Origin of the sequence: Mesorhizobium sp. M0514, from assembly GCF_040321145.1 — a bacterium.
Taxonomy (GTDB): domain Bacteria; phylum Pseudomonadota; class Alphaproteobacteria; order Rhizobiales; family Rhizobiaceae; genus Mesorhizobium.
This window is the reverse complement of sequence record NZ_JAMYQZ010000124.1, coordinates 1-13995: the sequence shown is the minus strand read 5'-3', so window position 1 is coordinate 13995 and position 13995 is coordinate 1. Positions and strand designations below refer to the sequence as shown.

The following is a 13995-nucleotide window of genomic DNA, read 5'->3' as shown; positions in this document are numbered from 1 at the left end:
GTGCGCGGCGCCGCCAACGAGGCCTGGGGCAAGAAGCCGCTGGTGACGGTGTTTGTGACGAGGTGAGGGAATAGGCAGTAGGCGGTAGGCAGTGGAGAAAAATGCAGATGTATCACTACTGCCTACTGCCCATTCCCTACTCTCTTAACTTGTGGAGCACTTCATGCTCGGACGCCTGAACCATGTAGCGCTTGCCGTGCCGGACTTGGCCGCGGCGATTGCGGCCTATCGCGATACGCTTGGCGCGAAGGTCACCGCGCCGCAAGCGCTGCCCGAGCATGGCGTTACCGTGGTGTTCGTCGATGTCGGCAACACCAAGATCGAACTCCTGGAGCCGCTGGGCGAACGGTCGCCGATCGCGGCCTTTCTGGCGAAGAACCCCTCGGGTGGCATGCATCATGTCTGCTACGAAGTCGACGACATCCTTGCCGCGCGCGATCACCTCAAAGCAAGCGGCGCCCGCGTGCTGGGCGACGGCAATCCCAAAACCGGCGCTCACGGCAAGCCGGTGCTGTTCCTGCATCCCAAGGATTTCTTCGGCACGCTGGTCGAACTGGAGCAGGCATGAGCTGGATTTCGTTTGCCGCGCTGTTCTTCATCACCTGGTGGCTGATGCTGTTCATCGTGCTGCCGTTCAGCGTCAAGACGCAGGATGACGATCAGGACGTGACGCTGGGCACTGTTGCGAGCGCGCCGCGCGGACCGCATATGCTGCGCGCCGTGATCCGCACCACCATCGTCACGGCTGTCGTCATGGGGGTTTTCTACAGCCTGACGCACGGGCTGGGTTACAGCCTCGACGAAGTCCCCCACATCATCCCCGAAGCCAGCCAGACACCGGCTAACTAACACTTTCCCGCTGACAGATCGGCTGGGATGTTTGTGCCTGTTTCGGAGCGCCAAACTCAGGTTTTGTCTCACCAGCCTGCGACGCGCAATCGGCGGTCAGGCATGGCCCACCCGCATTAGAATCACGCCTTGGTGTCAGGCTGACGCAAGCTCACGTGATTTGGGAACAGGTTGATCTAACCAGATGATCGGGCAAAAAAAATGCAAGGCACAAGGCCTTGCAATTTAAACGCGTTCCGATCTGTTTTCCGGTTTCCGGCGGCAGCGGGTAACCGCGCCTAGATCGCATCCTCCCAAGACTTTGACCGCGTAGGAGAGCAGATTTTTCTCCACCCTCTCGGTTATCGGGGCACACTAGCCTAACCCTGATGAAATTGTCACGCAGAATTTTGCCCGCAATCGGGCAATCTGTGCTGCAGTGCACAATAGTGCGGCAGGCTTTGCTTGCGAAACGAACAACACCGGGGCTGCCGCCTTAATCTGGTCAGGTGTGCCGCGTCGCCCGGACGCGCAAAGCGTGTGTGAGGACTTTGCAGTCAGGCGATCACTTTGCGTCAGAAGCATTATCGTTTTCGGTGCGAAGGTCTTTGGAAGAAGAATCGATTTTTGCGATTTCGGGCCGATACGGCCGGTCGGGTTTCCATTCCGTCACGAAATAGCTATGAAGCCGGGGCAAGCAAGCCAGCCGCGCCGATTCCGGCGCAGCCTCCTCTCTCACGGACCTGTCCATGCGTTTGTCGCAGTTTTTCCTGCCCATCCTGAAAGAAAATCCGCGCGAGGCCGAGATCGTCTCGCACCGGCTGATGCTGCGTGCCGGCATGATCCGCCAGCAGGGGCAGGGCAGTTTTTCCTGGCTGCCGCTGGGCAAGCTGGTGCTGGACAAGGTCTGCCGCATCATCCGCGAGGAGCAGAACCGCGCCGGCGCTCTGGAAATCCTGATGCCGACCATCCAGTCGGCCGATCTGTGGCGCGAAAGCGGCCGCTATGACGATTACGGCAAGGAGATGTTGCGCATCAAGGACAGGCAGGACCGCGACATGCTCTACGGTCCGACCAATGAGGAAGTGGTCACCGAGATCGTGCGCGCCTACGTCAAGTCGTACAAGGACTTGCCGCTAAACCTCTACCACATCCAGTGGAAGTTCCGCGACGAGGTGCGGCCGCGCTTCGGCGTCATGCGCTCGCGCGAATTCCTGATGAAGGATGCCTATTCCTTCGACCTCGATTTCGAGGGCGCGAAGGCCGCCTATAACCGCATGTTCGTATCCTATCTCCGAACGTTCACGCGCATGGGGCTGCAGGCCATTCCGATGCGGGCCGACACCGGGCCGATCGGCGGCGATCTCAGCCATGAATTCATCATCCTGGCCGACACCGGCGAGAGCCAGGTCTATTGCGACCGCGAATATCTGTCGCTCCAGGTGCCCGGCGAGAAAACCGACTTCGGCAATGACGGCGAGATCGCCGACATCGTCAAGACGTGGACGACGCCTTACGCCGCCACCGACGAGATGCATGACGAGGCGGCCTGGGACAAGCTTGGCGAGGCCGACCGGGTCTCGGCACGCGGCATCGAGGTCGGCCACATCTTCCATTTCGGCGACAAATATTCCAAGCCCATGGGCGCCAAGGTGACCGGGCCCGACGGCAAGGATCATTTCGTTTCCGGCGGCTCCTACGGTATCGGTCCGTCGCGGCTGGTGGCGGCGATCATCGAGGCCAGCCATGACGAGAGCGGCATCATCTGGCCGGAAGCGGTGACGCCGTTCGACATCGGCCTGATCAACATGAAGGCCGGCGACGCCGAGTGCGACCGCGTCTGCGGCGAGATCTACGCCGCCTTCACCAGCGCCGGCAAGGATGTGCTTTACGACGACACCGACCAGCGGCCGGGCGGCAAGTTCGCCACTGCCGACCTGATCGGCCTGCCCTGGCAGGTGATCGTCGGGCCGCGCGGCGTGGCCGCCGGCGAGATCGAGATCAAGAACCGCCGGACCGGCGAGCGCGAGACGCTGCCGGTCGCGGAGGCCAGGAAACGCTTCGGTGCAACCGCATGAGCGAAGCCGCGGCAGCGAAGTCTTCGGTAGCCCAGTCTCCGGTTGGCAAGTCTCCGGTCGCCAAGTCTCCGGTCACCAAGTCTCCGGTCGCCGGCCCGTTCTCCATGTTCGAACGCATGGTCGCCTGGCGTTATTTGCGGTCGCGCCGCAAGGAGACGGTGATCTCGGTCATCGCCTCGATCTCCTTCCTCGGCATCATGCTGGGCGTCGCCACGCTGATCGTCGTCATGGCTGTCATGAACGGGTTTCGAGCCGAACTTCTGACCCGCATCCTCGGCGTCAACGGCCATCTGATCGTGCAGCCGCTGGATTCGCCGCTTGAGGATTATGCGCAGGTCGCAGCCCGCATCAACGGCGTGGCCGGCGTCAAATACGCGATACCGCTGATCGACGGCCAGGTCCTGGCGCAAGGCAATGTCGGCGGCGGCATGGGCGCGCTGGTGCGCGGTATCAGGGCCGAAGACCTCGGCAAGATCGCCATCGTCGCCCAAAACGTCAAGCAAGGCACGCTTGACGGCTTCGACTCCGGCGATGGCGTCGCCATCGGCAAGCGCATGGCGGAGAATCTCGGCCTTGTGCTCGGCGACACCATCACGCTGATCTCGCCGGACGGCGATGTGACGCCGATGGGCACGACGCCGCGGCTGAAGGGCTACAAGGTGGCGGCGATCTTCGAGGTCGGCATGTCGGAGTATGACAGCTCCATCGTCTACATGCCGTTTTCCGAAGCGCAGCTCTATTTCAACATGGACGGCAGGGCGCAGACGATCGAGATCTATGTCGACAATCCCGATAATGTCGACGCGCTGAAACCGCTGGTGGATGCGGCGGCGCAACGGCCGATCGACATGGTCGACTGGCGCCAGCGCAACGAGACGTTCTTTTCAGCACTGCAGGTCGAGCGCAACGTCATGTTCATGATCCTGACGCTGATCGTGCTGGTGGCGGCGCTCAACATCATCTCCGGCCTGATCATGCTGGTGAAGGACAAGGGCCACGATATCGCCATCCTGCGCACAATGGGCGCCTCGCGCGGCGCCATCCTGCGCATCTTCCTGATGACGGGCGCTGCGATCGGCGTAACCGGCACGCTCGCCGGCGTGCTGCTCGGGGTGCTCATCTGCACCAACATCGAATCGATCCGCCAGTTCTTCTCCTGGATGACCGGCAAGGTGCTGTTCAATCCGGAACTCTATTTCCTCAGCCAACTGCCGGCAAAGATGGACCCACGCGAGACCACCTATGTCATCCTGATGGCGCTCGGCCTGTCCTTCCTGGCAACAGTGTTTCCGGCATGGCGCGCCGCACGGCTCGATCCGGTCGAGGCCTTGAGATACGAATGAAGTCCGAGATCATTATCGAGCTGAAGAGCGTCGAGCGGCACTATGTCCAGGGGCCGCGCAAGCTCACCATTTTGAACGGCGCCGACTTTTCGCTGAAGCGCGGCGAGATGGTGGCGCTGGTGGCGCCGTCGGGCACCGGCAAGTCGACGCTGCTGCACACGGCGGGCCTGCTCGAGCGCCCCGATGCCGGTGACGTCATTCTGGCCGGCCGCGCCTGCGGACGGCTCTCCGACGACGAACGCACGGCAATCCGCCGCAACGATGTCGGCTTCGTCTATCAGTTCCATCATCTGCTGCCGGAGTTTTCAGCGCTCGAAAACATCATGATGCCGCAGCTGATCAAAGGCCTTTCGCGCAAGGAGGCGTCGGAGCGCGCAGCACAGCTGCTCGACTATATGCAGATCGGCAAGCGCGCGTCGCACCGGCCGTCGGAGCTGTCCGGCGGCGAACAGCAGCGCGTCGCCATCGCCCGTGCCGTCGCCAATGCGCCCTTGCTGCTTTTGGCCGACGAGCCGACCGGCAATCTCGACCCGGTCACTGCGTCCTATGTCTTCGAGGCGCTTGGCGCGCTGGTCAAGCAGTCCGGCCTTGCCGCGCTGATCGCCACCCACAATCACGAGCTCGCCTCGCGCATGGACCGCCGGGTGACGCTGGCGGACGGTAAGGTCGTTCCGCTGTAGGCCCCAACTTCGTCATCCTAGGGTCTTCGCCGCGTCGCTGCGCTCCTTGCTCCGCCCTGGGATGACGAAGTGATGGCGTTTCGGCCGATCGCAAAGGCATGCGAGGCGCCCTGCGTCAGCACTGCCGTCACCCCGTCAACCTTTCCTTAACCCTGCCCAAACCGGCTGTCAGGATTCGTCGGCATGCCGCTTTCCGCTCATTGACTTTCGAACAAAGTTAGAACAAAATACGAACATATCAACAACAGGAGAGAGTTATGAGCGATCTTGTTCAGGACGTCGTTTCGTTGGTGTGCATGAGTGCGTTTCTGGTTTCCATGGCTGTCTGGATCGGCGCCATGTGATGCAACTGCGGTTCGCCGCACTGTTTTAGGCGGGCAGGAAGGCGCTGTGCCGTTAAGCCTTTCTTGCCGCCATGACGCTAGGCTGCCCTGCCAAATACAGGGAGCAAAAACCTCAGGTGTCGCCGATCGTGACGGCCCTTCTGGTGGCCGGTAATCTCGGATTGATTTTCCTTTTGATGACTGCGCCGCTCGGTTTGCGCACGGTGAGGCTCAGCCGCGTGGTCGCAATGGACCGGCAGCGCCTCTGGCAGGCGCTGTGGCCGCTCGGCAGCGATGCCGGCTGGTCTCGCGAGATACTCTCGGCCCAGCCGCTGGACGGGCAGGGCACGGCCCGCATCCTGCTGTCCTGGGAGGGCCGGGACGGCCAGCCGATCGAGCGCAGGTCGCGCTTCGAGGACGTCGTCGAAGGCAGTCGTTTTTCGATGCGGGTCATCGAGGATACCGCGCTCGACGCGTCGTTCTGGAAGGATTTTTATGAGACCACTGAACTCACCTCGGAAGGTGCCGGCACGCGGGTGACGCTCAGCCAGACCGATCGCTATCGCGGCGTCGCCTTCTTGGTGTTCCGCTACTTCGCCATGCGCCGCGAGCTCGGCAAGCTGGAGGTCTGGGCGAGGACCGGACAATATCGCAAGGGCGGTTGGTTCGAGCATCCGCTGAGCCAGGTCGGTTTCGCCGTTCTTTCGGCTTTCATCCTGTGGCCGTTCTTCGGGCTCAATCTCGGCGGCCTGGCGCTGGCCGCGATCCTGACCTCGGTGGTCGCCCTGCATGAGCTCGGCCACATGGCGGCCTTTCGGCTGACCGGTCATCGCAAGGCGCGGATGATCTTTATCCCGCTGCTCGGCGGCCTCGCCATTGGTGGCCGGCCTTATGACAGCCGCTTCGAGGTCGCCTTCGTGGCGCTGATGGGCGCCGGCTTTTCCGCGTTCCTGGTTCCGCTGCTGATCGTCGCCAGCGGGCTCGCATCCGGCGAGGGACATCGGCTTGCCGCGGCCCTTCTGGCGACGCTTGCCGGCTTTGCCGCATTGTTCAACATCGCCAATCTGGTGCCGGTTTGGAAATTCGACGGCGGCCAGGTACTGCGCCAGATCTGCCCGGGGCCGGTCGCCCTCTGGCGCTCGCCTCGTTTTCCCTGCTCTCGGCCTTGCTGTGGCTTGGCTGGCTGGCCGGCTTTTCCCAAACCTTTCTGCTGGTGGCGGGCGCCGTCTTTGCCATCCTCAGCCTGATGACAGTGGGTAGCGGGGTAAAACCGCGCCACGAATTGAAGCCGATCCGCATCTTCGACCGTTTCGCCATGGCCGGCGCGCTGCTGGCCGTCTTCGCCATTCACGGTTTCGGGCTGTTGTGGGCCTCGGCGCGGTTGCTTTGAGCGTTGGTCGAGGCGAGACTCAGCCGGCCTTGCGAGCCGGTTCTGCAGAAGTTGACTCCGCTGCCCCGAAAACATCCTCGAAGGCGGATTTCAGCGCCAGGTCGAAATCGCCCATGGTCACGGGCAGGCCGAGGTCGACGAGGCTGGTGACGCCGTGATCCGGCACGCCGCATGGCACGATGCCGCTGAAATGGCTGAGATCCGGCTCGACATTGACGGCAATGCCATGAAAGCTCACCCAGCGCCGCAGCCGGATGCCGATGGCCGCGATCTTGTCTTCAGCCGGCGAGCCGTCGGGCAGGGACGGGCGCTCGGGCCGCACCACCCAGACTCCGACGCGGTCCTCGCGGCGTTCGCCGCGCACATTGAAGGCGGCAAGCGTGCCGATGATCCACTGCTCGAGCGCGGCGACGAAGGCGCGCACATCCTCGCGCCGGCGCTTCAGGTCAAGCATGACATAGGCAACCCGCTGCCCCGGCCCGTGATAGGTGTATTCGCCGCCTCGCCCCGCGGCAAAGACCGGGAAACGGTCGGGGTCGATCAAGTCCTCGATGCGGGCGCTGGTGCCGGCGGTGTAAAGCGGCGGATGCTCGACCAGCCAGACCATCTCGGCGGCCGCACCCGTGCGGATCGCCTCGGCGCGCGCTTCCATCAGGGCCAGCGCATCGGTGTAGCCGGTCAGGCCGGGCTCGATGCGCCATTCGACCGGCGCCGAACCCGGCAAGGGCAGGAACGACGTGGCGATCTGGCTGCGTTCGGTCATGGCTTTTTCGTTTTTCGCGTGACGCACGCCGGCTTGGCGAAACCGGCTTGCGCTCTGGGGCCAAATGCATTTGCCCTTCATATGGCGGTATCCGGCTGAAACGTCCAGTTCGCCACGCATTTCGGCCTTCGCGCACGACCCCGAAGATAGGAACGATCTTCGGAAAGGATTATGCGCCAAATCAAAGTGCTGCAGCGTCCTTTGCGCGTCCCACAGGACGCGCGGCGCTGTAGAGGTCGATATGCCAATTTGCGGCGATTATTGCGCGCCGCGCCCTTGTTTCGCCGGAAACGATTTGCTACACGCCGCGAGCCGGTTTGTTCCGGCTCCTACCACGGGCGGTCGTGGCGGAATTGGTAGACGCGCAGCGTTGAGGTCGCTGTGGGGCAACCCGTGGAAGTTCGAGTCTTCTCGACCGCACCATTCAACTTTTGGGCCATTGAAAACATTATCATAATTCCGACTTGCCCCGAACCGGATTGCCCCGGTTAGGGCGTTGGGCGTTCCCGATCTTTTCCGAAGCCTGCATCGCAAGTCGCTTCCGATCGGCCGTCTTGGTGTACAGCGAGGCCATTGTTCCGCCTGTCCAGCCGAACAAAGCTTCAAGCTCACGCATGGTCACTCCGGCTTCCGCCGCCCTGGTGGCGCCGATCTTGCGCACGCCATGGGCTGATTTTTTCACCCCAGCCGCATTGCAAGCGGTCCGAAACATGTTCCCGAAGGTCTCCTTGGTCAGCGGCCGGCCATTCTCCCCGACAATGAACGCCAGATCCCCGGTCGGTCCAATGGCCAAAGTCTCGGCCAATGCTGGGAGAATCGGGATATTGACCTCCGTTCCGGTCTTTTCGGTCCGGAGTGTCGCGACACCATTGCGGACATGCTGCTTGCCGACTGTCACGGCGTCGCCGCGCCTCAGTCCGGTGTAGAGCAGGACGTGGAGCCAGACGCGCTCCTTGGTGCCCTCTGCCCAGCAATCCTCATAGGCAATGACATCATCTTCCGTCCAAGCCGCGAAGCCGTCGCCCTTGGGGCGCGGTGGGTTCTTTACGCCGGCAGTAGGGTCGATCTCGATCAACTCAGCGTCGAGCGCCCAACGGAACAGGCCGCGCATGGCGTCGAGGAAGTTCCTGGCTTGCGCTGGTGTTGCCGCGCGGGCTTCGCGGCCATCCATGATCTTCTTGCGCGTCACGGCCCTGTAGGCCACGTCCCCAGCCGTTTCGACCACTCCCTTGAAGATGTTGTCCCGCTGCTTCCGCGTGGCTTCAGACAAGCCCCTGTAGGCGGTGCCGTCCCTGTAGCGGGCGATGAGCCATCTGAGGCTGCCGACACCCACCACGGCCTTCCTGACAGGTGCGGCGCCCGTCAAGGCGGCGTGATACTCGATATCGAATTCCGGCGTTCCGAGCATAGGCAACCGGACCCGCTGCCCCTTGCCCCTCCTGAAGTAGAACATCAGCTTGCCGTGGCGGCTTCTCTCGCGGGTCACGAATGGCGGCAGCTTCCTGGGCATGTCGTCGGTCAAAGCCGGAAGTCCTTCTCTTGGTCAATTGGCTTCGCCGGCTGTGCAAGACTTTCGGGGATAAGGCGGAAAACCTTGTCGCCTATCTTGACTTCGATAATCCCGCGCTCCGCCTCGGCCGCGCGCAGCAATGTGCGGGCCTGTCGCTGCGAAAGGGCGAGCGCTCTCGTCATCCGGTCTTCTCAGTATCTGAGAGAGCGGCGCGACGATTCCAGTTGGCGGTGGCTTCTTCGCGCGTTTCACCCCATCCGGATGTTGCGCCGCACCCTCTTTCATCCATGCCTTCCCAACCGGAAGCATCGCAGCGGACTTCGAAGCCTGGAACGTAGGGCTCACCCTCGAAGTCCATGAGTGTCGGTTTTTTAGCGCTGCCACAAAATGGGCAAACCTTGAGTTCCTCAGCTTCGCTCATTGTCCGGTCCTTTGTTGAGGGGTGGGAGACCGCACCTACCGGCGACGTTCCGGTCACTGGTACGGTCCCCCATGCTGCCCGTAGCCTGCGTCGCCCGGCTTTCACCGGCAGGCGGGTGCATCTCGGCGTTCAGTGGAACCTTCGGTATTCGTCTAGCAACATGTGCGGGCCGGTTCCTTCGCGCGGATCGTGTTCCCGCCAATCGGTCTCGGCCTTATCCGCGTCGGGCACTTGCGCGTCGAGCGGCGTTGTGTGGTTCTTCCAATATAGGACAGTCGGTGCCGCCTCACGGCAGATTGCCGAACGGACGTGGCAGCTAGTCTTTGCGTCTTCGTAGGTCATTGTGCGGCTTCCCATGCTTCGGTTCGGGTTGGGTACCAGTTGGTCGCTACGCCATCTCGGATGCAGCGGTAACGAATGATGTTGCCGCCTCCGTAGACGGTCGTTTCAAAGCGAATGTCTTCGCGGCCTTTCATTGCAATTCTCCTTGAAAAACAATACCATAAGTCGTCAATTCGCTCAACGAAAAGCGCCGCCGATGCCCGGATTTCACAGCTTCCCCGCGCCCGTCGCCATCCTCTGGTCTCGCGGCACCGCCCACATAGGCGACGTGGAACGCGCGCTTGAAGAAATGCAAACCTGGGTGCGCGACAAAGGACTGAGCCCGGCTATCGAGGCGGCCTATCCCGTGTGCTACGGAGCGATTGCAGACCCGCCAAGCTCGACTGTTGAAGATGCGCGCGCTGCGTTCATTGAAGCAGCGAGAGAACAGGGGAAGTTGCGCGGGGAGTAGGGTCATGCAGCGGCCCTCCGCGCAATGGCAAACGGCGGGACCATCGTGATGCCGAGCCCGGCAAGCTCCGCGACCATCAGGGCATCAACGCCGCGCTGCCCGGCCGCAAACAGCGTCGTCCCATTGGAGGGGCTGTCACCGGTGGTGCCGTCTGGCTTCTCGAACTTGATCTTGCCATCGACAAACAGGACGGCATCAGATTTGCGGGAAGCGGCCTGCCACCACGGACAGGAGGTCCGATCTGGCGCCAAAGCGATACCGTTGCCATGAGCGAAGAACTTGTCCAACCAAGGCTCTATGCCGTTGCGGCCACCGAAAGGGGGGTTCATCCAAATGAAGCCGAACCAGTCCAAAGCCAGGCTGTTGGCCGATATGAACTGCTTCGCCGGGACATGGGTGCGCAGATCCGCAGGGTGGGCAACATCGAGGTCAAACGTGCAGCCCAGCGCATCGAACACATAGGCCGGCGTAAACCAGTCGTTGGATTTCCCGTTCGCTTCCCAATGGCTCACAGCGCATTCCTTTCATTGAAGAAGCCAAAGAGGCTGGCGTAGGGAGACATCAGGCGGCCCTCGCTGCGAGGCATTCGATGCAAGTCGGCCGGCGCCTGGCGGAGCCATGCGGAAGGCAAACGAAATGCCCGCACTTGGTGGCTACGCTGGATGCGTTGTCGTCGTGCTGCTTGCCATCTAGTGTGGCGCACCATCCATCACGATGCTTGACGCACCAGCGCTCCCCGCGAATGGTCATCGGGATGCCTCACGAGCGGCGAGGGCGGCATTAGCTTGATCGACCAGCCATTGGCGCATGTCGTCACGTAGCGCCCAAAACTTCAGCTTGGTCTTCTCGTCGAAGCCGTGGTCGTAGAACTGAATCTCCATGGCGAGACCGACAGACCGCATAATCAAGTCATGCGCAGCGTCGTCCGCACTAAGCGTTGCAACGCGGGCCTCCAGTGTTTCAATTTGGTCTGCGGCGGCCCGCCCGGCGATTGCTTCATCGATCAGCACAACCATGATCGCGCATTTGGTGAGCATCTTGGGGCTGTCGCCATACTCACCGTACCATGGCTTCTGCGCCTCACGGCTCGTGCACCATTCCCGCGTTTTCAGAAGCTCTTCGGTCGTGAGCGTTTCCGCGATCAGTTCAGCAGCGTCCTTCATTTGCCGGGCTCCGTTGCAGGGGTGGCGAGAGCGGCGGCCTTTTTGCGAATGGCCCTCCCAATCTGCCGAGCAGTCAACTTTTCCAGATGTTTGTTGGCGTTCCAACTCGGCTCAAGCTGACGGACATACTTGATTGGCGTCTCGGCCGGGATGCGATAAATGTTGCTCATGCCAAGGCACACCGGGCACGGCCTGGCATCAGAGCACGCCGTGTTGTCCTTTCCGCAGTAACTGGCGAAGAACAGCACATCGCGCTCTTTGCCGGATCGTTCCGCCACCCCCGCCTCAAGGGCAGGGCTATCTGAGGGGCGGAGGGCGGAACGGATACGGGTCTCGTAGTCGGCCTGCGCGGCGGCTTTGGCGGCTTCTAGTGAAGGCTCTAGATTGTATTCCTCTACGCCAAGGCCCCAAAGCCATTGACCTGCGGAATTGGTCGCACGACTGTCACGCACGATATAATCTTGGCCCTCGGCGGTCGGACCGAACCACCATCCGTTGGCGAACTTCCAATCAAGCGGCTTGATCTTCACCCTCACCACTTCAGGGTGATCGACTGGAGAGGCGAGGGCGGCGAGGACTGACCTTGCATCTTCTCCGTAACCCCGCCATTTCCAATCGGGCACCGATTTGACGTAAGGCTCCTGATGATAGCCGTCCTTGTTTAGCCAAACGGGCCAATTTGGATCACCAGAATGGCGCCGCTTGTAAATTGCCAGTGCCGCCACCTCGACCGCCGCATCCAGTTCTCCACTTCCTACCTTGGGAGGGGTGGATTCGAGCGATGCGACATAGCAGGCGCCGGCTGATTTGATGCTGGCAAGTTCCGGCTCACTGAAGTCCAGCTTGCGCAGAGCCGCGCGCTCCATGCCCTGCCTGTAGCCTTCGACAAAGGCGTCTTCGATCAGTTCCGAGCGCTGTGTGTCGCTTGTCATGGCTTATCTCCGGAGAGGGAAAGAGCGGCGCGGCCTGCGTCGACCAAGAAGGCGAGGACGGTCCACGAAACGGTCAGGGAAGCCTTCGGCGACGATCCTGCGGTTTCAATCGTGACATCGTTGGTGCGCGGGAAATTTGCCCTGGCAAGCCGGATAACCGCTTCGATGTTGTCGAGCGCTTCCGGGTAATCGCGCACCATTGCCGCGCTTAGGTTCGGCGCTCTATCCGTGGCGGGAAGCTTCATGGGGCGGATTCCTTCACGTAGCGGCCCTGCTCGGCTGACAGCCAACGCCAAGACGTTCCTTTGATGATGTGATGCGCCGCGGAATAGGAAATCCCGACGGCTGCGGCTGTCTGTGCGACGGTTTGTGTCTCACCGAGTCCTTTGACGATGCGAGCTTGCTCTTCGGTGACTTTTGCAAAATGGTGCCTGGATCCCCGCTTGTCAGTTTGATGCAGAGACCGGTCCTGCTGGTTAGCGCTGCGAGTGGCCCACCGGAGATGCTCGTGGTTCAGGCAGCCTTCGTGACCTTTACCGCAGGAGTGGGCAGCCTCATGCTTTGGCGATGGCGGATAACCGTGCCTCAGTAAGCAGATCACTCGGTGGGCGTAGTCGTTGAAGCCTCGGAACGTGAGGCGGCAATATCCATTGGAGTTTCGAGCGAATGGCCATGAGAAGCATTCGTCGGTCCGCCGCTCTAGACTGTTTACGACCCACTCCATGTTTGCCGTCGTTCTCTCATCGACATGTCTGGCGTCGCCATGGATGCGGTTTGAATCGTAGTGGCGCTTGCACAAGCCTCGCGCATAGGCTGCCCGCTGGCAAATTGAGCAGTTCATTGCTCTGCCCTTTCGTAACGGCCTGTGCCCCAATTGAATTTGACGCCTGCGGGTTTCTGGAATGACTTCGACTTCTTGCCGAGAAGGTGCTTGGCGCGGTTCGCGTTGACCTTCGCGCGCACCTTCGCCTCGACCTTGGTCTTGCGCTTGTGCGCGACGCCGAGCACGGCCTGCAGGTTGCTCTCACGGTTCTTGCCGCCGAGCCATAACGCGGTGATGTGATCGAACTCTATCTTGTCACCCGGTACGAACACATGGCCGGTGAGGGCGCACCTGTTGTCCTGGCGATCGAGGATCCGCAACTGGCACAGCCGCGGCGCCGTGCTGTCGTCGGTCTTGCCGATCCATTCGGTGACGGTGCGAGCCATCAGCGGGCGCCCCGCATATCAGCGTGCAGCGCCGCGCGCTTATCAGCTACAGCGCGTCCGATGCCGCGGGCGTCATTGCGTGCCCGAGCTCGCCGCTCGCGTCTGACGGCCTCCGCGTAGGCGGGGATTGCCGTTTCCAGAGCACGGTCTGGGTGCGCAGTGTTCCACCAGGCCAAGAGGCGGGTGATGTGCCGGCGTAGGGTCACAGCAAGCCCTCCAGATACCGCCGCGCCGCATCGGCCTGCAGTTCGCCCTTCACCACCTTGTTGGCGGTGTCGGTGCAGACCTTCACGAATGCGGCATCATCCGGCAAAGAGGCCTTCCATGCATCTTTGGCGAAGATGACGGTCTGCTGACGATCCTTGGCGCTGGGCACGGTCGGGTCGGCTGCGGCGAGGATGAACTTGTCGATGCACTCGCGAAGCTTTTTGCTGCGCTCGATGAGATCGACGGACGGAAGCGCATCCGGTTCTGCCGGTGCTTCAGTGCCTCCGTCCGTCGTCAGGTCCGCCGCTTCAGCGGGTTCGGAAGAATCGGCAGCGACGACGTTGGGGTCGGGGGT

19 protein-coding genes, 1 tRNA gene and 1 pseudogene are annotated in these 13995 nt (G+C 62.0%); 9 read left to right on the top strand and 12 right to left on the bottom strand.

Translation table 11 applies throughout. The features are described from left to right. The first annotated feature begins 163 nt into the window (after positions 1-163). The 7 genes from mce to NKI61_RS30180 all read left to right on the top strand — a co-directional run bounded on the left by mce (position 164) and on the right by NKI61_RS30180 (position 6642). A complete protein-coding gene (gene mce, locus NKI61_RS30210; protein WP_023727689.1) occupies positions 164-568 on the top strand; it encodes a methylmalonyl-CoA epimerase in 405 nt (134 codons plus the stop codon). Further along, positions 565-849, top strand: coding sequence for a DUF1467 family protein (locus tag NKI61_RS30205; protein ID WP_023690962.1), 285 nt, complete (start codon positions 565-567; stop codon positions 847-849). The genes mce and NKI61_RS30205 overlap by 4 nt, the downstream gene beginning before the upstream one ends. A gap of 728 nt (positions 850-1577) precedes the next feature. After that, positions 1578-2906, top strand: coding sequence for a proline--tRNA ligase (gene proS, locus NKI61_RS30200; protein WP_023805490.1), 1329 nt, complete (start codon positions 1578-1580; stop codon positions 2904-2906). 104 nt (positions 2907-3010) lie between these two features. Continuing rightward, entirely contained in the window at positions 3011-4249 is a 1239-nt protein-coding gene (locus NKI61_RS30195; RefSeq protein WP_027050260.1) for a lipoprotein-releasing ABC transporter permease subunit, read from the top strand. Beyond that, positions 4246-4929: an ABC transporter ATP-binding protein gene (locus NKI61_RS30190; RefSeq protein ID WP_023685211.1), complete on the top strand. Its 684-nt coding sequence runs from the start codon at positions 4246-4248 to the stop codon at positions 4927-4929. Before NKI61_RS30195 ends, NKI61_RS30190 begins: the two co-directional genes overlap by 4 nt. 460 nt (positions 4930-5389) lie before the next feature. After that, a complete protein-coding gene (locus tag NKI61_RS30185) occupies positions 5390-6499 on the top strand; it encodes a site-2 protease family protein (RefSeq protein ID WP_352842054.1) in 1110 nt (369 codons plus the stop codon). Continuing rightward, positions 6499-6642 (top strand): hypothetical protein, encoded by a 144-nt coding sequence (locus NKI61_RS30180; protein ID WP_352842053.1) that lies wholly within the window; start codon positions 6499-6501, stop codon positions 6640-6642. Before NKI61_RS30185 ends, NKI61_RS30180 begins: the two co-directional genes overlap by 1 nt. Positions 6643-6661: 19 nt before the next feature. Here NKI61_RS30180 and lipB read toward each other — a convergent pair whose 3' ends face one another. Further along, positions 6662-7405, bottom strand: a complete 744-nt coding sequence (lipB, locus tag NKI61_RS30175) for a lipoyl(octanoyl) transferase LipB (RefSeq protein WP_023670798.1) — start codon at positions 7403-7405, stop codon at positions 6662-6664. Between the two features lie 338 nt (positions 7406-7743). Between lipB and NKI61_RS30170 the strand changes: the two genes are divergently transcribed. Then, positions 7744-7828: transfer RNA gene (locus NKI61_RS30170), tRNA-Leu, on the top strand. Positions 7829-7856: 28 nt separating this feature from the next. Here NKI61_RS30170 and NKI61_RS30165 read toward each other — a convergent pair. The 4 genes from NKI61_RS30165 to NKI61_RS30150 all read right to left on the bottom strand — a co-directional run bounded on the left by NKI61_RS30165 (position 7857) and on the right by NKI61_RS30150 (position 9812). Then, on the bottom strand, positions 7857-8927 hold the full coding sequence (locus NKI61_RS30165; protein ID WP_352842052.1) for a tyrosine-type recombinase/integrase: 1071 nt from the start codon (positions 8925-8927) through the stop codon (positions 7857-7859). Continuing rightward, positions 8924-9097, bottom strand: a complete 174-nt coding sequence (locus NKI61_RS30160; protein ID WP_352842051.1) for a hypothetical protein — start codon at positions 9095-9097, stop codon at positions 8924-8926. Before NKI61_RS30160 ends, NKI61_RS30165 begins: the two co-directional genes overlap by 4 nt. Next, positions 9094-9336: a Lar family restriction alleviation protein gene (locus NKI61_RS30155; protein WP_352842050.1), complete on the bottom strand. Its 243-nt coding sequence runs from the start codon at positions 9334-9336 to the stop codon at positions 9094-9096. The genes NKI61_RS30160 and NKI61_RS30155 overlap by 4 nt, the downstream gene beginning before the upstream one ends. A 338-nt stretch (positions 9337-9674) precedes the next feature. Further along, entirely contained in the window at positions 9675-9812 is a 138-nt protein-coding gene (locus NKI61_RS30150; protein WP_352842048.1) for a hypothetical protein, read from the bottom strand. A gap of 11 nt (positions 9813-9823) precedes the next feature. On the opposite strand from NKI61_RS30150, the gene NKI61_RS30145 reads away from it, so the two are divergent. Then, a complete protein-coding gene (locus tag NKI61_RS30145; protein WP_352842047.1) occupies positions 9824-10129 on the top strand; it encodes a DUF982 domain-containing protein in 306 nt (101 codons plus the stop codon). Between the two features lie 2 nt (positions 10130-10131). Here NKI61_RS30145 and NKI61_RS30140 read toward each other — a convergent pair whose 3' ends face one another. From NKI61_RS30140 to NKI61_RS30110, 7 genes and pseudogenes are all read right to left on the bottom strand, one after another. After that, the gene (locus NKI61_RS30140; RefSeq protein ID WP_352842046.1) at positions 10132-10641 is read right to left on the bottom strand and encodes a DNA N-6-adenine-methyltransferase; all 510 of its coding nucleotides are present in this window, start codon (positions 10639-10641) and stop codon (positions 10132-10134) included. A 234-nt stretch (positions 10642-10875) separates the two neighbouring features. Then, positions 10876-11292: a hypothetical protein gene (locus NKI61_RS30135; protein WP_352842045.1), complete on the bottom strand. Its 417-nt coding sequence runs from the start codon at positions 11290-11292 to the stop codon at positions 10876-10878. After that, on the bottom strand, positions 11289-12224 hold the full coding sequence (locus NKI61_RS30130; protein WP_352842044.1) for a hypothetical protein: 936 nt from the start codon (positions 12222-12224) through the stop codon (positions 11289-11291). Before NKI61_RS30130 ends, NKI61_RS30135 begins: the two co-directional genes overlap by 4 nt. Beyond that, a complete protein-coding gene (locus tag NKI61_RS30125) occupies positions 12221-12469 on the bottom strand; it encodes a hypothetical protein (RefSeq protein WP_352842043.1) in 249 nt (82 codons plus the stop codon). Before NKI61_RS30125 ends, NKI61_RS30130 begins: the two co-directional genes overlap by 4 nt. After that, positions 12466-12948, bottom strand: a complete 483-nt coding sequence (locus NKI61_RS30120) for an HNH endonuclease (protein WP_352842055.1) — start codon at positions 12946-12948, stop codon at positions 12466-12468. Before NKI61_RS30120 ends, NKI61_RS30125 begins: the two co-directional genes overlap by 4 nt. Before the next feature lie 113 nt (positions 12949-13061). Next, positions 13062-13433, bottom strand: a complete 372-nt coding sequence (locus NKI61_RS30115) for an HNH endonuclease (protein WP_352842042.1) — start codon at positions 13431-13433, stop codon at positions 13062-13064. A gap of 202 nt (positions 13434-13635) precedes the next feature. Next, positions 13636-13995, bottom strand: a pseudogene (locus tag NKI61_RS30110) (hypothetical protein); the annotation flags it as partial.